The sequence below is a fragment of the Comamonas sp. Y33R10-2 genome, assembly GCF_019355935.1.
GTDB lineage: Bacteria > Pseudomonadota > Gammaproteobacteria > Burkholderiales > Burkholderiaceae_C > Comamonas.
This window is the reverse complement of the sequence record NZ_CP079925.1, coordinates 370,229-388,381: the sequence shown is the minus strand read 5'-3', so window position 1 is coordinate 388,381 and position 18,153 is coordinate 370,229. Positions and strand designations below refer to the sequence as shown.

The 18,153-nt window shown below is 56.7% G+C and carries 14 protein-coding genes; 5 read left to right on the top strand and 9 right to left on the bottom strand.

Going from position 1 to position 18,153, the window contains the following annotated elements; genetic code table 11:
- Window positions 1-97: 97 nt before the first annotated feature.
- Window positions 98-2,953, top strand: coding sequence for an isoleucine--tRNA ligase (ileS, locus tag KUF54_RS01650; RefSeq protein WP_219344664.1), 2,856 nt, complete (start codon window positions 98-100; stop codon window positions 2,951-2,953).
- A gap of 127 nt (window positions 2,954-3,080) precedes the next feature.
- Entirely contained in the window at window positions 3,081-3,596 is a 516-nt protein-coding gene (gene lspA / locus KUF54_RS01645) for a signal peptidase II (protein ID WP_219344662.1), read from the top strand.
- Window positions 3,597-3,790: 194 nt separating this feature from the next.
- Here the strand turns inward: lspA and KUF54_RS01640 are convergent, their stop codons facing one another.
- Window positions 3,791-4,510 carry a hypothetical protein gene (locus tag KUF54_RS01640; RefSeq protein ID WP_219344660.1) on the bottom strand — a complete coding sequence of 240 codons (720 nt, stop codon included), beginning with the start codon at window positions 4,508-4,510 and terminating at the stop codon, window positions 3,791-3,793.
- Window positions 4,511-4,627: 117 nt separating this feature from the next.
- Here KUF54_RS01640 and KUF54_RS01635 point away from each other — a divergent pair, with 117 nt between their 5' ends.
- A complete protein-coding gene (locus tag KUF54_RS01635) occupies window positions 4,628-6,292 on the top strand; it encodes a Na/Pi cotransporter family protein (protein ID WP_219344658.1) in 1,665 nt (554 codons plus the stop codon).
- 56 nt (window positions 6,293-6,348) lie between these two features.
- Window positions 6,349-6,978: a class I SAM-dependent methyltransferase gene (locus KUF54_RS01630; RefSeq protein ID WP_219344656.1), complete on the top strand. Its 630-nt coding sequence runs from the start codon at window positions 6,349-6,351 to the stop codon at window positions 6,976-6,978.
- Window positions 6,979-7,011: 33 nt separating this feature from the next.
- Here the strand turns inward: KUF54_RS01630 and KUF54_RS01625 are convergent, their stop codons facing one another.
- Window positions 7,012-8,763 carry a DUF5672 family protein gene (locus KUF54_RS01625; RefSeq protein ID WP_219344654.1) on the bottom strand — a complete coding sequence of 584 codons (1,752 nt, stop codon included), beginning with the start codon at window positions 8,761-8,763 and terminating at the stop codon, window positions 7,012-7,014.
- Between the two features lie 109 nt (window positions 8,764-8,872).
- A complete protein-coding gene (locus tag KUF54_RS01620) occupies window positions 8,873-9,676 on the bottom strand; it encodes an NUDIX domain-containing protein (RefSeq protein WP_219344652.1) in 804 nt (267 codons plus the stop codon).
- Window positions 9,677-9,817: 141 nt separating this feature from the next.
- Between KUF54_RS01620 and KUF54_RS01615 the strand changes: the two genes are divergently transcribed.
- Window positions 9,818-10,717 (top strand): DMT family transporter, encoded by a 900-nt coding sequence (locus KUF54_RS01615; RefSeq protein WP_219344650.1) that lies wholly within the window; start codon window positions 9,818-9,820, stop codon window positions 10,715-10,717.
- Window positions 10,718-10,785: 68 nt separating this feature from the next.
- Here the strand turns inward: KUF54_RS01615 and KUF54_RS01610 are convergent, their stop codons facing one another.
- From KUF54_RS01610 to KUF54_RS01585, 6 genes are all read right to left on the bottom strand, one after another.
- Entirely contained in the window at window positions 10,786-11,583 is a 798-nt protein-coding gene (locus KUF54_RS01610; RefSeq protein WP_219344648.1) for an SDR family oxidoreductase, read from the bottom strand.
- Window positions 11,584-11,680: 97 nt separating this feature from the next.
- A complete protein-coding gene (locus KUF54_RS01605; protein ID WP_219344646.1) occupies window positions 11,681-12,988 on the bottom strand; it encodes a DUF3422 family protein in 1,308 nt (435 codons plus the stop codon).
- A gap of 124 nt (window positions 12,989-13,112) precedes the next feature.
- On the bottom strand, window positions 13,113-14,624 hold the full coding sequence (locus KUF54_RS01600) for a tripartite tricarboxylate transporter permease (protein ID WP_219344643.1): 1,512 nt from the start codon (window positions 14,622-14,624) through the stop codon (window positions 13,113-13,115).
- Between the two features lie 15 nt (window positions 14,625-14,639).
- Window positions 14,640-15,128: a tripartite tricarboxylate transporter TctB family protein gene (locus KUF54_RS01595; protein ID WP_219344641.1), complete on the bottom strand. Its 489-nt coding sequence runs from the start codon at window positions 15,126-15,128 to the stop codon at window positions 14,640-14,642.
- 207 nt (window positions 15,129-15,335) lie between these two features.
- Window positions 15,336-17,138 carry a GspE/PulE family protein gene (locus tag KUF54_RS01590; protein WP_219344639.1) on the bottom strand — a complete coding sequence of 601 codons (1,803 nt, stop codon included), beginning with the start codon at window positions 17,136-17,138 and terminating at the stop codon, window positions 15,336-15,338.
- A 142-nt stretch (window positions 17,139-17,280) separates the two neighbouring features.
- Window positions 17,281-18,144, bottom strand: coding sequence for a spermidine synthase (locus KUF54_RS01585; RefSeq protein ID WP_219344637.1), 864 nt, complete (start codon window positions 18,142-18,144; stop codon window positions 17,281-17,283).
- Window positions 18,145-18,153 lie beyond the last annotated feature (9 nt).

Below are 18,153 nucleotides of genomic sequence, written 5' to 3'. Positions count from 1 at the left end.
GCTCGCCCGCCAAGGCGCAGCAGCGCATCTGGCGCTCACCTCATCATTCACGCCCAGGCAGCACTGCCCGGGCCCAGTATTGCTCTCAAGGTTTCCCATGTCTGATTCCAAGTCCAACAAGCCCGAAGCGTCCGTCTATCGCGCCACGCTGAACATGCCCGACACCCCCTTCCCCATGCGCGGCGACTTGCCCAAGCGCGAGCCGGCATGGGCCAAGGAATGGGACGAGCAAGGCACTTACCAAAAGCTGCGCGCAGCTCGCAAGGGCGCGCCCATGTTCATCTTGCATGACGGCCCTCCCTACGCCAACGGCAAGATCCACATCGGCCACGCTGTGAACAAGATCTTGAAAGACATGATCGTCAAAAGCCGCCAATTGGAAGGCTTTGACGCACGCTATGTGCCGGGCTGGGACTGCCACGGTCTGCCGATTGAGAACGCCATCGAAAAGCTGCACGGTCGCAACCTGCCGCGCGACGAGATGCAAGCCAAGAGCCGCGCCTTTGCCACCGAGCAAATCGCCCAGCAAATGGTGGACTTCAAGCGTCTGGGCGTGCTGGGCGACTGGGACAACCCCTACAAAACCATGAACTACGCCAACGAGGCCGCCGAGCTGCGCGCCTTGAAAAAGGTGATGGAGCGTGGTTTTGTGTACCGAGGTCTGAAGCCCGTGTACTGGTGCTTTGACTGTGCCTCGTCGCTGGCCGAGTTCGAGATCGAATACCAAGACAAGCAAAGCCAGACGCTGGACGTGATGTTCCCCGCTGCCGAGCCTGCCAAACTGGCCGCAGCCTTTGGCCTGCCCAAGCTAGATAAAGAAGCCTTTGTCGTCATCTGGACGACCACGGCTTGGACTATTCCCGCCAACCAAGCGCTCAACGTCAACCCCGATCTGGAATACAGCTTGGTGGACACCGAGCGCGGCCTGCTGATCGTCGCATCCGCTCTGGTTGAAAAATGCCTAGCTCGCTGGAAGCTGGAAGGTTCCGTGGTCGCTACCGCCCAAGGCAAGGCCCTCGACCACATGCCCTTCAAGCACCCGCTGGCCCATGTGGACAAGGGTTTCGATCGAATCTCGCCCGTGTACTTGGCCGAATACGCCACGGCCGATGACGGTACCGGTATCGTGCACTCGGCCCCCGCCTACGGCGTGGATGACTTCAACTCCTGCGTCAGCAATGGCATGGATTACAAGGACATCCTGAACCCCGTGCAGGGCAACGGCGTGTACGCGGCCGATCTGCCCATGTTCGGCGGCCAGTACATCTGGAAGGCCGTACCCGTCATTCTGGACGCGCTCAAAGTCGCCAACCGTTTGATGGACACCACCAACTTGGAGCACAGCTACCCCCATTGCTGGCGCCACAAGACGCCAGTCATCTACCGCGCAGCTGCGCAGTGGTTCATCCGCATGGATGAAGGTGAAGGCGTGTTCACCGACCCCGCCCAAAAGCCCGAGAAGACCCTGCGCCAGATCGCGCTGGAAGCCATCGAGCAAACCAGCTTCTACCCGCAAAACGGCCAAGATCGCCTGCGCTCCATGATTGCCGGGCGTCCCGACTGGTGCATCTCGCGCCAGCGTTCTTGGGGCGTGCCCATCCCGTTTTTCTTGCATGTGGACACGGGCGCACTGCACCCCCGCACCATGGAGATCATCGATCAAGCCGCAGCCATGATTGAGCAAGGCGGTATCGAGGCTTGGAGCCGCGTCACTACCGAAGACATCTTGGGCGCTGAAGAAGCCAAGAGCTACACCAAGAGCACCGACATTTTGGAAGTGTGGTTCGACTCAGGCTCGACCTTCTGGCACGTGATGCGCGGCACGCACGCCGATATGCACCACGACCAAGGCCCTGAAGCCGATCTGTACCTGGAAGGTCACGATCAGCACCGCGGCTGGTTCCACTCTTCGCTGCTGCTGGCATCCGCCATCTTTGGCCGCGCCCCGTACAAGGGTCTGCTGACCCACGGCTTCACCGTGGACGGTCAGGGCAAGAAGATGTCCAAGTCCGTGGGCAATACCGTGGCTCCGCAAGATGTGAGCGGCAAGATGGGCGCTGAAATCATCCGTCTGTGGGTGGCTGCAACCGATTACTCTGGCGATCTGGGTATCGACGACAAGATCTTGGCCCGCGTGGTGGACGGCTACCGCCGCATCCGCAACACGCTGCGCTTCTTGCTGGCCAACGTCAGCGACTTTGACGTGAGCACCGATGCCGTGGCCTATGGCGACATGCTGGAGATCGACCAGTACGCACTGGCCCGCGCTGCGCAACTGCAAAAAGAAATCATCGCCCACTATCAAGTCTATGAGTTCCACCCCGTGGTTGCCAAGATTCAGCTGTTCTGCTCGGAAGATCTGGGCGGCTTCTATCTGGACGTCTTAAAGGACCGCCTCTACACCAGCGCGCCCAAGAGTCTGGCCCGTCGCTCGGCCCAGACCGCGCTGCACCAGATCACCCACGCGCTGCTGCGCTGGATGGCACCATTCCTGTCCTTCACAGCCGAAGAAGCGTGGAAGATTTTTGGCAACGGCGACACCATCTTCTTGGAAAAGTTCACCGACTTGCCCGAAGGCGACAAGGCTCTGCTGGCTAAGTGGACGCGTCTGTGCGAGATCCGCAACGCGGTCAACAAGGACATCGAGAACGTGCGCGCCGACGGCAAGCTGGGCTCATCCCTGCAAGCCGAAATCACGTTGTCTGCACAGCCTGAAGACTTGGCACTGCTGCAGTCTCTGGCCGATGACCTGAAGTTTGTCTTCATCACTTCCGCTGCTAACGTAGTCGCTGGTGATGCCCTGCAAACCACGGTGAAGGTCAGCGAAAGCGCCAAGTGCGAGCGCTGCTGGCATTACCGCGACGACGTGGGCGTGAACCCCGAGCACCCCACTCTGTGCGGCCGTTGCGACAGCAATCTGCATGGTGCGGGTGAAGAGCGCAGCAAGGCTTAACGGTCAGCTAGCGCTTTAAAAAGTGAGCTATTAGTCCCGACTGATAGCTCACTTCAGCATTAAATACTGCTGAACCCTTTGTAAATCAGGCACTAGCTGCTATCAAAAAACCCAATAAAGAGCTGTCATGAGCAACACCCAGACTCCCTCCGCAGGCTTTGGCCGCATCTGGCCTTGGCTTTTGTGGGCGCTGGTCATCATCGGCATCGATCAGGTCACCAAACAGATCATTCTGGCCTACTACCAGTATGGGGACTGGACGCCCATCACGGGCTTCTTCAACATCGTGCGCGCGCACAACACGGGCGCAGCTTTCTCCTTTTTGGCCGATGGCGGTGGCTGGCAGCGCTGGTTTTTTGTAGGTATTGGTGTGGTTGCCACCGTGCTCATCGTTTGGCAGTTGCGCAAGAATCCCAACGAGAAAATGTTCTGCCTGTCACTTTCCAGCATTCTGGGCGGCGCCATTGGCAACGTGATTGACCGCCTGCAGCACGGCTACGTGGTGGACTTTTTGGACTTCTATTGGGGCACCAGCCACTTCCCCGCCTTTAACGTGGCGGATATGGCGATCTCGCTAGGTGCTGCGCTGTTGATTTTGGATGAGGTTTTGAGAGCTAAACGCGCTAAAGCCCAAGCGAAATAAACACTAACTGCTATCAAAATAGAAAACCGCTGACCTGATCTGGTAGCGGTTTTTTCTTTGAGGACCACCAACATGGCCCAGTCAATTGAAGACTTATCGAAGACTGACGGTTGAGATGAGACGCAAAGCCACAGGCACTACCGAGTGGATGACAAGGCAAAGCAAGGTCGCACCAAGGGTTGCGTTCACAAGTCTTAGTCCAGGCCGTAATCGGGTGGCTGCGCAAAGACCAGCTCGCTTGCCTTCCAATACCGCACCATGATGGCGCGCGCGTTAAAGCAGCTATCAAACTGCCAGTCAACCATACGCAGCGGCAGCGCTTCGTAGACCGAAAATGGAACCTCTTCTAGTAGCTTACGCTCTTTGAGAGCCTTGAACTGCACCGTATATCCGGCAGGGCAACTCTCTTGCGCGAAACGGTGTGGGCGGGCCAACTCCAGCAGCAACCAGTTGCCGTTGCTGCCCATGGCGTTAATGGACATATCGCCCAACGCAGTCGCCTGCATAAAGCGAATATCCGTCATGGTTTGCAAGTCCGATGCATCACCCTTGGCAGGCTTCAGCTTGTCAAGCAACTCACGCTGTACATGACTGCCAGCAGGCAACACAACGTCGCCCCAACTCACAGCCTGCGGCAGAGTGAAAAACTGCAGCCTATCCTGCTGCACCTGCTGGCGTTCGCGTAGATGGCCTCCAATCATCCACTCCACCCACATTAACGCAGTGAAGATGGGCAACACAGACATGAGTATGGCTGCAATCCACTGCCATACATGAAGCGGCGGGCGTGGCGTGCCCCTGCGCGCATTCCACAACCGCCATGCCCACCAAGCCAGCAATCCGACACCCAGCAAGATGGCCAGAAAAATCAACAGGACGCCTGCCGCGGCTGCGCCCCCTGCACCAGGAATCATGAATCACCTTTTTATCGCTGCCGCCCGTCGCGGTTGATATTTGTGAGCAAAGAGAGCGCTAGCTCCGCAGATGCTCCCCACTCAGGGGTATATTAGTCTGTAGATTCCTCCTCGTACATGACGCATTTACTCAATCTTTTAGCGGCCATCGCCCTGCTCATCTGGGGCTCGCAGTTGGTTCGCACCGGCGTTTTGCAAGTCTTTGGCGCAAACCTGCGCAACGTGCTGGCACGCAGCATGCGCAACCGTTTTTCGGCCGCGCTCTCAGGCATGGGCGTCACGGCCTTGGTTCAGTCCAGCACCGCCACGTCGCTGATGACCTCGTCCTTCGTGGGGCAGGGCCTGATTACCTTGCCCTCGGCACTGGCTGTGATGCGGGGCGCGGATGTGGGCACGGCCATGATGGCTGTTTTGTTCTCCACCGATTTGTCGTGGCTGTCGCCCCTGTTTATTTTTGCTGGCGTAGTGCTCTACACCTCACGCAAGGGCTCCAAGCCCGGCCGTATTGGCCACGTCATGATTGGCTTGGGCCTCATGCTGCTGGCCCTGCGTCTGGTGGTCGAGTCCACAGAGCCACTGCTGCAAGCGCCTGTTGTGCGTACCTTGCTGGCATCGGTCAGCAGCGATTTATTCATGGAGTTGCTGCTGGGCGCTGTGCTGGCTGTAGTGGCTTACTCCAGTCTGGCCGTGGTGCTGCTGATCGCCGCCATGGCAAGCTCGGGCGCTATCCCGCTGGACGTGGCTTTGGGCCTCACTTTGGGTGCCAATATAGGTAGCGGCTTGGTCGCGGTACTCACCACCGCCAAGTCTGCGGTGGAAGAGCGTCAAGTCACCATCGGCAACCTGCTGTTCAAAATCATGGGCGTTGCCATCGTTGCGCCCTTCATCGGTTTGTGGACGCAATACGTACAGGTCTACCTTCCCAACAGCGGCCAAAACGTGGTGATGTTTCACTTGGCTTTCAACATCTTCAACAGCCTGTGTTTTATTGGCTTGACACAAATCGTCGCCAGCTGGGTCACCACCATCCTGCCCAAGCCAGAAGACACAAGCACTTCCACGCTGCTACGACCCCGTCACCTTGATCCCTCAGCCATCTCTACGCCATCTCTGGCTATTTCTTGCGCTGTGCGTGAGTCGCTGCATCAGGCTGACGTCATCGAATCCATGCTGATCGGTCTGCAAAAAGTGGCCGAAACGGACGACCTCAAACTATCCAAAGAAGTGCGCAATCTTGAAAGCACGGTGGATAGTTTGTACTCCGCCATCAAGTACTACATGACCAAGATTTCCCGCTCCGAGCTCGATGAACGCGAAGGTCAGCGCTGGACGGAAATCATCAGTTTCACCATCAACATGGAGCAAATTGGCGACATCATTGAACGCGTTTTGCTTGAGTTAGAAGACAAAAAAATCAAGAAGGGTCTCAAGTTCTCTCAAGCTGGCATGCAGGAAATTCACGAGTTGACCCAGCACCTGCTGGACAACTTGAGCTTGGCCATGAGCGTCTTCCTCAACGGCAATGTGCGTGAAGCGCAAAAGCTGCTGGAAGAAAAAGCACGCTTTCGAGATCTGGAGCTGGCCTACTCCGCCACCCATTTGGAGCGCCTGTCGCAGCACACTGTCACTAGCATAGAGACCAGCTCGCTGCACATTGACATGATCAGCGACTTAAAGCGCATCAACTCCTTGCTGTGCTCGGTGGCTTATCCGATTCTCGAGCAGGCCGGGGCGCTGGCTCCGAACAGACTAAAACCTGTGGTGCAGGAAAATACGCGCTAACTACCCAAGCAGCGACAGATACGATATGCGCTCCTAATCAGATTTGAAGAATCCGCATGTCAGAGACGACTTATCAGTTCACCAACAACTGGTTTGACACCTATTCCAGACAAGTATGGCCTCCACTACTGGGACAGTTGCAGCCTCAAAAAGTATTGGAAATCGGCTCATATGAAGGCGCCGGCATCTGCTTCTTGATTGAAAACAGTAGTACGTTCTCCACCAGCGAAATTCACTGCGTAGATACTTGGGAAGGCGGTATTGAGCACCAAAGCGCAGGAATGGATATGGATATCGTTTACCAGCGATTTCAGAATAATGTTCGTAAGGCGATAGAGGTCACTAAAGCACGAACGCAGGTCTTCATACATAGAAATTTCTCAGACATGGCGCTTTCCGCCCTTCTCACGCATCATGGCAAGGGTTATTTCGATTTCATCTATGTCGATGGATCACACCAGGCACCAGACGTTCTCTGCGACGCAGTACTGGCATTTCGCTTGTTAAGGGTTGGCGGCGTTCTTGCCTTCGATGACTATCTTTGGGCAGAACAACTGGATGGAAAAAAGGACCTTTTGCACTGCCCCAAACCCGCCATCGATGCCTTCGTCAATCTGTACATCAACAAACTGGAGATTTTGCAAACCCCGATGTATCAGCTTTACGTGCAAAAAACCACTGATTAGCAACCTTGTGGCATACACCGCTTTCTTTAAGCGCTACGGCACAAAAAACAAACTGCTCAAAGCAGGAGACTCACTGAGTCGAGCCGGTGCCTCATCAGCGGCCACCAGAGCCCAGACATAGCCTTCCCGATCATATAAATCTTGTCCACTGGTCACCATGCTCTTCAAATCAATACGACTCAGAAACTCCGCATCGTTGTATTCCTGATGCGCGAAACCTGCAATTTTTTGACGTATCCGGGCTTCGCTCATGCCCAGATAGGACAAATGCCAGCCCGCGTCCTGCAAGCGCATCGCGGGCACCTGACCCGCGCGAACACCTAGCCGCAACTGATCAGGTGTTGCCTGCGTAAACCAATGCCGTGGTGCCGCCACACTCCACACCATGCGGGACTCTGCGCCTTCCACGTTTCGATAGTTGGCATAGAAGTAATAAAGCCACAGCAAAAGGCCAAACACCTGATTTTGGGGCTGCTGCAACATATAGCGCACAGCATCGGCACGCGGTATTTCGTCGGCATCAGAGATCAGAATCAGGTCATCGGGATGGGCATCACCAATGCCACGCATGATCTGATTACGCTGATATTTTTCTCTGCGCCAAAAACCGGTTTTGGGCGGGTCATTGAGCCAATCGCACTTAATGTCTTTAGCTTGAATACCCGGCGGATCATCCGGCATGTCATCCACCACCACATAACGAATACGGTCCGCTAACTCCGCCAGCTCCGGTGCAGCCAAGTCCAGCGTCAACAACTTTGCATCGCCCGCAAATGTGCGTGTGGCTTCCACAATCACAAAGACATCAACCACCTCGCGCAGTTCATGCAGCCGAATTTGCAATATCTCAAACTCGCCGTTATAGGTAAAACAGTCATACACACGTCGCCTTGCAGGGGAATCTGCATACTCGACGCGATAGCCGCGTTGCTCCAGCATTTGGGCCAACTCCGCTTCCCCAAAAATGCGCTGAGCCTCGACTCGCGAGATAGGGTAGCGTACGGTCAAAGGATGAAGCGCCGCGAGCTTGCGGGTTCTGCCGTGATGCCCAAAGATGGCCAAAGCGTTCATACCCCGGTGCTGAGGGCCCGCATATTCAATGGCAAAACGGCTGGCCACTTCCATGGGCGAAAACTGCAAGCCCAGAGCCTCCAGTTGCGAGCGTAAAACACCGGTGAGTTGCACATCCTCGTTCAGGATATCGCCGCTCCACCCGAAGTTCAGAGGACTCTCCACCACCTGATCGGGCGCGCAGACCATCACCTGTAATTGAGGATGGTCTGCAAAAACGCGCATCAGCCTGCGGCTTCGCAAACTGAAGCCGCCATTGAGCACTGGCACGGCTTGATGCCCTTCAGGCAAACCCTCCGCCCAGACAAAGCCGCGGCTCCAGTAATGCCCTTCAGGACTGCTGACCCGGGCCAGATGAACCGGCGCACCAATGTAGTCATAGCCCAAAAACGCGTCCTGCCACAAACTGCCATCCAGCACCCAGCCATCGTCTTGCACCAGCAGGGCGAACTCGGTATGCACCACGCGCCAAAGCATGAACAAGACAAACCAGCTGTAGCCCTGATAGTCCAGCGGCGCAATCTCCAAATGCTCCACGGAAGCCGTCAGGTCTGCAGGCCTGACAGGACTACACAACAATGCTCTGCAGCCGGGCATTTGCGCCTGACTCAGGGCCAGCGCCCAGCCAGCGGCTTTTGCATCGGGCAAGCCTGAAACAGAAACGAGCGTGATGCGACTGGCAGACGCTGAAGAGATATAAGTGGGCTCAGGCATCAAAACATTGTGCCGATTTATCCCTTCGGCGGAAATCACAAAACTTTGTTTGTGTCTGCTCCTGTGGCCGCTGCTATGGCTTCGGCGGTGGCTGCCGCTGCGGCTGAAACTACCAGCCCATATAGTCCGCCAGCACCAGCGCAGCCTCTGGCGTGAAACGCCCCTGCACCAGCCAGTCTTCAACAACGGCGGGTGCAAGTCGCTCAAAACGCTGCACTTCGCCATCTTGATTCACGGGCGTCAGTGCCTCGGGTACCAGTGCCGAGAACCAGTCGATGCGCTCCACCATATAGCCTTGGCCTTCGGCCTCATCGCTGGGCCTGGAAAATTCAACATAGCCGCCATGTGTGACCTGCGCTAACTCAGTCACATGCAGGCCCGCTTCTTCCCAAGTTTCACGCGCTAGCGCCTCGGGCAGGCTGTCTTGGGCTGAGACCATGCCGCCCATCAAGGTGTCCCACATGCCGGGGTTGTTGGCCTTGTCTTCTGAGCGCTGCTGCACCCAGATCGCGCCGTTATCGCACACTCCCACTAAGTGAACCGCCCGCGTCGCAATCCCCAGAGGCCGCACGGCGCCGCGCTCAATGGTCGCAACCTGCTTTGCAGCCGCATTGCAAACGAGTAGTTGCTCATCGCGCCAAGCACCAGAGAGCCCTTTGTTGCGCATGAGCTGAGCGAGTTGATTGAGTCTGAGTGTCAGATCAGCTGCTCCCCCTAACACCCAAGTACCACTGCGCCACTGTAGGCTCAAACCATGTTGATTGAGCGCTTCGATATTGAGTTGCTTGGCAAATGAATCCTCTATGCTGCCAATCAACTCGCCCTCTACATACAGGCCATGCCTTGGTCTCAGCGGCAGTTGATGAGCCTGCTTACGCTGCGCTTGCAGCCAGTTCGATGTTTCTTGCTTCATTGCCAACTCTCCATGCAAAGCATTGTCGTGAGCTTTCGCAAAGCGCTATGTCTTGCATCACTATTGATGACTGATATTTACGCACCGGCAAACCCGCTATCTGCGCCAATGCCCACGGCTGCAGCGTTACAGTGACACCCCATGAATGCTCCCCTTAAACCGTCCACTGCAGCCATGCTCAGCCTCGCTCCGGCGTTATGGGCCGGTAATGCGATTGTGGGCCGCCTGGCCCAAGACTTGATCTCGCCATTTGCGCTGAACTTCTTTCGCTGGGGCATCGCTTTTGTTTTATTGCTGCCGCTGGCTTGGCATGTGCTGCGCAAAGACAGCCCCATCTGGCCAATGTGGCGTCAGTTCATGTTGCTGGGTCTGCTGGGCATTGGCTGCTACAACGCCTTGCTGTACTTGGCACTCAAAACCTCTACGCCGCTTAACGTGACCTTGGTAGGTTCTAGCATGCCGGTGTGGATGCTGGCCATTGGCAGCCTATGCTGGGGAATTCCTGTCAACCGCAAGCAAATAGCCGGTGCTGTGCTATCTGTTTTGGGGGTGGTGGTCGTTCTGTCCCGTGGCGATTTGCAAACGCTGCTGAATCTTCACTTTGTCGCCGGCGACTTGTTCATGGTGCTGGCCACTATTGCTTGGGCTTTCTACACCTGGCTGCTGTCGCGCAGCACAGGGCCGCAAGAGGTGAAATCACACTGGGCCAGCTTTTTGATGGCACAAATGGTGTTTGGCCTGCTCTGGTCTGGACTGTTCATGGGTGGAGAGGCCGCGCTGGGCGGTTTTCGCTTTGTAATGGGCTGGCCGCTGCTCGCCACCTTGCTGTTTATTGCCATTGGCCCCGCCATTTTGGCCTACCGCTTTTGGGGCTTGGGCGTGCAGCGCTCCACCCCCGCTATTGCCGGCTTCTTTGGCAACCTCATCCCCATCTTTACTGCACTACTCTCCGTTGCCGTACTGGGCGAGTCGCCGCATATCTATCATGGCGTCGCCTTTGCGCTGATTGTGGCGGGCATCGTTGTCTCATCGCGCCGCTAACGCTGACAAGCAGCGTACCCACAAAAAAGCCTCGCAGTGCGAGGCTTTTTGACAAGATCCGTTAACGATCAGTAAGTACCGGGATACAGACCACCATCTGGCAAGATATTTTGGCCAGTCATATAGCCTGCTTGGCGGCTGCACAGGAAGGCGCAAATGGCACCAAACTCTTCAGGCGTTCCAAAACGCTTGGCAGGAATTTGCGCAGCCTGCGCCTGACGTACATCGTCCAAGGCCTTGCCCGTCTTTGCCGCCGCAGCTTGATGCGTCGCACCCAAGCGATCGGTATCAAACTTGCCGGGCAAGATGTTGTTAATGGTCACGCCCTTGGCGGCAATTTCCGAGCGGGCCAGACCTGCGACAAAGCCCGTCAGGCCGCTGCGTGCGCCGTTGGACAAGCCCAGAATGTCGATGGGCGCCTTCACCGCGCTAGAGGTGATGTTGACGATGCGACCAAAGCCGCGCGCAGCCATGCCATCCACCGTGGCCTTGATCAGCTCAATGGGGGTCAGCATATTGGCGTCCACCGCCTTAATCCACGCTTCGCGGTCCCAAGTGCGGAAGTCGCCTGTGGGCGGGCCGCCCGCATTGGTCACGACGATGTCGTAATTCGTACCCGGGCCACCCTCAGCGGCAAACACCGCAGCGCGACCTTCGGGTGTGGTGATATCCACCGCGACGCCAATCACCTTGATCTGCGGCGCAATGGCTTGGAGCTTTTGCACGGCGCTTTGCAATGCTTCAGGATTGCGGCCGTTGATGACCAGGTTCACACCCTCTTGCGCCAAAGCCTTGGCGCAGCCAAAACCCAAGCCCTTGCTAGCGCCGCAGACCAATGCCCAGCGGCCGGTAATTCCGAAATCCATACCCATCTCCTTCACAGTTATCACCCGAACGCGCAGCGTTGGGTTTATCAAAACTTATAGCTATCAGCGTATGTCTTTAAATGGCTTTAGCCACATTTCATGCATGACGTCCATGAAACAGCTTGTGGTGCAATCTGCGCAGCGACCACCAAACGCAAAAAGCCACGACAGGAATGGCGACAGCCGCTGTGGACTCTGGCGACCAAGGCCAGCCCAGCTTCTGCCCGCCCTTGGCAAGATAGCTCACCAAACCGGTGATGTAGTAGGTAATCGCGGCCACAGACAGGCCTTCCACCGTGGACTGCAGCTTGAGCTGCATGCCTTGGCGATCATTCATGGTGCCCAGCAGTTGCTGACTGCTTTGTTGCTGCTCAATTTCCACACGCGTGCGCAGCAAGCTGCTGACGCGAGAGACGCGCTCAGACAGCGCATTTTGACGGCGCGTAGCCCACTCGCACGTAGCGCGGGCAGGCGACAAGCGCCTGTCCATGAACTCGCGAATGGTTTGCATGCCTTCCAGCCGGGTTTCTTGAATTTCCTGAATGCGGCGATCCACCAGCTCAAAGTAAGCCGAGCTTGCCGAAAAGCGTGAGTGCGTGGCGGCATATTCGCTCTCGACCTGACCGGCCAAGCGGGTCAACCTGTCAAGCAATGCCGGCTCGGCATCGCGATCGGCGGCGCGAATGGCATGTGCCAGTTCAGCCAACTCACGCTCTGCTGTGGCCAGCACTGCTGCGGCCTTGCGCGCTGCAGGCAGGCCCAGCAGCGCAGCCATGCGATAGGTTTCAATCTCCAGCACGCGCTGCACCAGTCGCCCCAAACGGCGCGGCGTAAGACTGGCTCCCGCCAGCAGCAGCATGCGCGAGAAACCATCCGGGTGAATCGCAAAGTCGGTGTAGATCGAGCCTGCATCCCCCGACACGCGCGAGCCTACCAAGGTATCGGCATGCAGCATGTGGCGCAGCAAGTGCTCGGCATCCACATCCTTCTCATTCAAAGCCCATAGGTGCAAGCTGCTCAGACACTGGCCGGGCAAGGCGGCTACCCAGTCTTGCGGCACCGCATCAATGGCGGTTTCAGGCTCACGCACATCGGCCACTGCCGCTTGGGTCATGGCTGTGGTGAAAGTCCAAGCCACAAACTCGGTGTGCTGCTCCCAACGCAGGCGAAACGAGCCCAAATCAATCAGCACATGAGTGGTGGATGCATCGGGCAGCGGGCGGTGATGGTTGCGCAGCAAAGCCACCACATGCTCGCGGCTGGCCTCGCGCTGCGCGGCATCCGTCAACATCACGATGTGCGTGATGGCTAGCGGCGCCTGCATGATTTCAGCAGGGCGAGCGTGAATTTCGTTATGCAGCAAAACCCGCTCTGGGTGCTGCACGGGCAATAGGGACAGGGCCATTCAATCTTTCCAGTAGCTGCAACTATTTTGCAGCGCGAATCCGTATTTTCCCGAATAAACGTCACAAACTAAAAAAGCGGCCCTTTCGGGCCGCTTTACGCTTTAGTCAGCAATCCGGTAAGACTTAGTCTTCCACGAAAGCTTCTTCGCGCTTGTTCTTCACTGAAGGCATCAAAACGATGACCAGCAAAATCACAGCAGCAATCAGCAAGCAAGCTGAGATAGGACGTGTCACAAACACAGACCAGTCACCACGCGACAGCAGCAAAGCGCGGCGCAGATTTTCTTCCATCATTGGACCCAAGATGAAGCCCAGCAGCAAAGGAGCAGGTTCTGTACCCAGCTTGTGGAACACATAGCCCACGAAACCGAAGATACCAACCATCCACACATCCCATGCATTGTTGTTGGTACCGTACACGCCGATAGCGCAGAACAACACAATCGATGGGAACAACCAGCGGTAAGGCACAGTCAGCAGCTTGATCCAGACGCCAATCAGCGGCAGGTTCAAGATGATCAGCATCAGGTTACCAATCCACATGGAGGCGATCAGGCCCCAGAACAGTTCTGGGTTGCTGGTCATCACCTGAGGGCCGGGCTGGATGTTGTGAATCGTCATAGCACCCACCATCAGCGCCATCACAGCGTTAGGAGGGATACCCAGAGTCAGCAAAGGAATGAACGATGTCTGCGAACCGGCATTGTTAGCCGACTCAGGAGCGCACACACCGCGGATATTGCCTTGACCGAAAGGAACTTCGCCGGGTTGCAGCTTGGTCTTCTTTTCAATCGTGTAGGCAGCAAAAGCCGACAGCATGGCACCGCCACCAGGCAGGATGCCCAGAGCCGAACCCAGAGCCGTACCGCGCAGCATGGCTGGCAGCATGCGCTTGAAGTCTTCCTTCGTAGGCATCAGGCCTGTCACCTTAGCGGTGAACACTTCACGCTCGTCATCGGGCTTGGACAGGTTGGCAATAATTTCGCCATAACCGAAAACACCCATGGCGATCACGACAAAGTCGATGCCGTCGGTCAGTTCAGGAATGTCGAACGAGTAACGAGCCACGCCGGAGTTCACGTCTGTACCGACCATACCCAGCAGCAGACCCAGCACGATCATTGCGATCGCCTTGAGCAGCGAGCCAGAAGCCAGCACCACAGCGCCGATCAGACCCAGGGTCATCAGCGAGAAGTACTCTGCAGGGCCGAACTTGAAAGCCACTTCAGTCAAAGGAGGAGCAAAGGCAGCCAAGATGATGGTGCCCACGCAACCGGCGAAGAAGGAGCCGATACCGGCTGCTGCCAACGCAGGCCCCGCCCGGCCTTTTCGGGCCATCTGGTAACCGTCAATCACCGTCACCACAGACGAGGACTCACCGGGCAAGTTCACCAAAATCGCGGTGGTGGAGCCACCGTACTGTGCGCCGTAGTAAATACCGGCCAGCATGATCAGCGCCGCCACGGGTGGCAAAGCGTAGGTTGCAGGCAGCAACATGGCGATGGTCGCCACAGGGCCAATACCTGGCAGCACACCAATGAGGGTGCCGAGCAGACAGCCCACAAAGCAGTAGATCAGATTTTGGAACGTGAAAGCCACGCCAAAACCAATCGACAAGTTATTAATCAGATCCATGGACAAAGCTCCTAATTAACCAGCGATGAAGCTAGGCCACACGGGGAACTGCAAATTCAGTGCCCACACAAAAGCGAAATAGCTGCCTGCCGCCAAGATGGTTGCAAGGATCGCTGTTTCCTTGAGATTGAACTTCTGTCCCGCCAAGCTAGCGATAAAGACCAGCGCGTAAATCGCAATGATCAAACCGAACTGAGGGATACCCACAACAGGCACGCCCACCAACAAGATGCCAAAGGCAAAGTTGGCAGCCAGCACGAAGAACACAGGCTTCCAAGCCCACTTACCGATCTTGTCACCGTTGGCAGGGCCTTTGGTCAGGCCACTGATGCAGATGGCAGTGCCCAGAATGGACATCAACACACCCAGAATCAGCGGAAAGTAACCAGGCCCCATGCGAGCGCCGGTACCAATGGTGTAGTTGGTCGAGCCAATCGCAAAAGCGAGGCCAATGACCAAAAACATCAGACCGGAGAAAAAGTCTTTTTGGCTCTTAATATTCACAAAAATGTCCCCTTACGGAAATCACGACTTGGCGATTCTCGTTTCATAAAAATACAAAACTGATGTGGATTCCACCTACAGAGGGCATACCCTAGGACTGACACCTGACTCGAATAAGGTGCACGACCCATATTCAGGCGTCAAAAGCTGCGCTTGCTTTATCTGCGCTAGATAAACGCAGTCAACATGACAGGGGCCCTCAGCCCATCACATTTCACTCAGTAGCGGAGTGCAGGCCAGCACCTCGGGCAAGGTGGTAATGCCGTCCGCCACACGCAAAGCACCTGCCAGACGCAGCGGGCGCATTCCGTCTTGTACCGCTTGGCGGCGCAAAGCATCCATTGATGGCGCATCGTGAATCTGTTTTTTCAGCCCTTCACTCACAACCAATAATTCATACAAACCCATACGGCCACGAAAACCCGTCATGCGGCAGTCCTCGCAGCCCACTGGCTTGTAAGACTGGTAGCTTCCGGTCAACTTCCAGGGTTTGACGATTTCAGCCAACTCATCCGGAGCAGCTGCTTCGTCGCGTACCTTGCAGCTTGAGCACAGTGTGCGCACCAGCCGCTGAGCCAAAACACCCAGCAGCGTTGCATTGATCAAATAAGAAGGAACACCCAACTCCATCAAGCGGCTCACCGCGCTGGGTGCATCGTTGGTGTGCAGGGTGGAGAAGACTAAATGCCCTGTCAGGGCGGCCTGCACAGCCATCTCAGCCGTAGCGAGGTCTCGAATTTCGCCCACCATGATGATGTCCGGGTCCTGGCGCATCAGCGCACGCAGGCCTTCGGTAAAGGTGAAGTCGAGCTGGGGCTGAACCTGTGTCTGATTGAAGCTGGGCTCAATCATTTCGATGGGGTCTTCCACCGTGCTGACGTTGACCTCTTCCGTCGCCACGCGTTTGAGCGTGGAATACAGCGTGGTGGTCTTGCCCGAGCCCGTAGGCCCGGTCACCAAAATAATGCCGTGGGGTCGCTTGACCAAATCTTCCCAACGCTGCGCATCATGCGCACTAAAGCCCAGCGCATCGAGGTTTTTAACGGTGTTCTCAGGGTCAAAAATACGCATGACCATCTTTTCACCAAATGCCGTGGGCAGCGTGGAAAGACGCATCTCCACTTCTTCGCCCCGCGGGTTGCGGGTCTTGATACGGCCATCTAGCGGGCGGCGCTTTTCCACCACATCCATGCGGCCGAGCAACTTAATGCGAGCCACCATGGCGTTGAGCACGCCCATCGGCATTTGATAGACGGGGTGCAGCACCCCATCGATACGAAAGCGAATCACGCCCTGCTCGCGGCGCGGCTCCAAATGGATATCGCTGGCACGCTGGTCAAAAGCGTATTGCCACAGCCAATCGACCACTTTAACTACGCCTTGGTCATTCGCATCCAGCTGCTTGTTGACCTTGCCCAGCTCAACCAACTGCTCAAAGCTGGCGCCGCCACTCGCTCCGCCTGATTTTTCAGCGGCGCGCACAGACTTGGCCAGTGCAAAAAACTCGGCCGTATAGCGTTTGATCTCTAAAGGATTGGCCACCACGCAGCGCACGCTGCGACGGGCCTGACGCTCCACCTCGCCCACCCAGTCGGTAATAAAAGGCTCGGCCGTGGCAATCACCACCTCTTTGGCCGTCACCTGCACGGGTAGCACCTTGTGGCGCTCTGCATAGCTGGCGCTCATGGCCTCGCCCACGCGCCCCACATCGACCCGCAGTGGATCAATCCGCAAATAGGCCAAACCGCTGCGCTGGGCCAAGTACTGGGTCAGGGTTTCAAGGTCTAGGGGTTTGAGCGTTTTAGCGCTGACCACACCTACATTGGCCAGCCGCACCAGCGGCAGCTGTGCACTTTCAGCCGCAGAGCAGCGCGCAACCGTGCGCTCTGCCTCTTTAGCGGTGATGACGCCATCATCTTGCAGCCAGCGCACCAGCATGCGCCAGTCCAGCGGGCCTTCGTACTGGGCAGGCTTGATGGGCTGGGGAAAAATGGATTCAGTCAGTGACATGGCAGCAGCAGCAATAAAACTGCCTTCACTGTAACCGTCCTTAGTTGCCGCTTAAAACAACCCATGGATACATCGCGGCTTCGCTTTGTCGTACTTTTGTATTGCCTGCGGATTTGTACCTCGCCTTGGCTTGACTTGGCGACTACTCTGCCTTGGCTCGACTGATGCGGGTGGTCTTGGCCTTGGCCGTTTTAGTGCCGGCTTCGGCCTCGCGTGCGGGAACAAACATCTTGGCCCAGCGCGTGGTGTTTAAGTCCCAACGGGCCTGAACCTGATCGCAGGCAGCATCCAGCTCCTCGCCTTGCAGCACACGCGGTGTGCGCTGGGCCAGCACCACGGTATTGCCCTCGCGGGTGGGGCGAAAGGCCCAAAGCGCATCTTCACCAAAAGCCTGCGCCATTTGATCCAAGCTTTTATCAAAGCTAGATGAGCGGCCAAACAAGTTGACGGTCATGATACCGTCTTCAGTCAAGAGCTTACGGCAATCGGCATAGAACTCGGCGCTATCGAGCACGGGTGCAGCCGCTTCGTGATCGTATAAGTCCACCGCCAGCGCATCCACCGTGCCATGCCATTCGGTCTTTTGAATCTCAAGCGCCGCATCAGCCAGCACGACTTTGAGCGTGCTGCTATCGGGCGGCAGCTTGAACCAGCTGCGGCACACGGCCAGCACCTGCGGGTTCAACTCAACCGCCGTGGTCTTCATGCGCAGCTTTTTGTGGCAAAACTTGGTAATGGCCGCAGCACCAAGGCCAAGCTGCATGGCGTGCAGCTTGGGCACTTCAGCGGGCTGCGCAAACAGCAACCAACCCATCATGCGCTGCACATATTCCAGATCGATATCAAACGGATCGCGAATGCGCATAGAGCCCTGCACCCAAGGCGTTCCTAGGTGCAAATAGCGCACATCACCATCATCAGAGACGCTGACTTCAGGCAGCTCGGGCACGCTGGCAGCATTTTTATCTTGTGCGGGCTTGGCGCCGCCACGGGTTTTACGAATCACGTTTCTTAC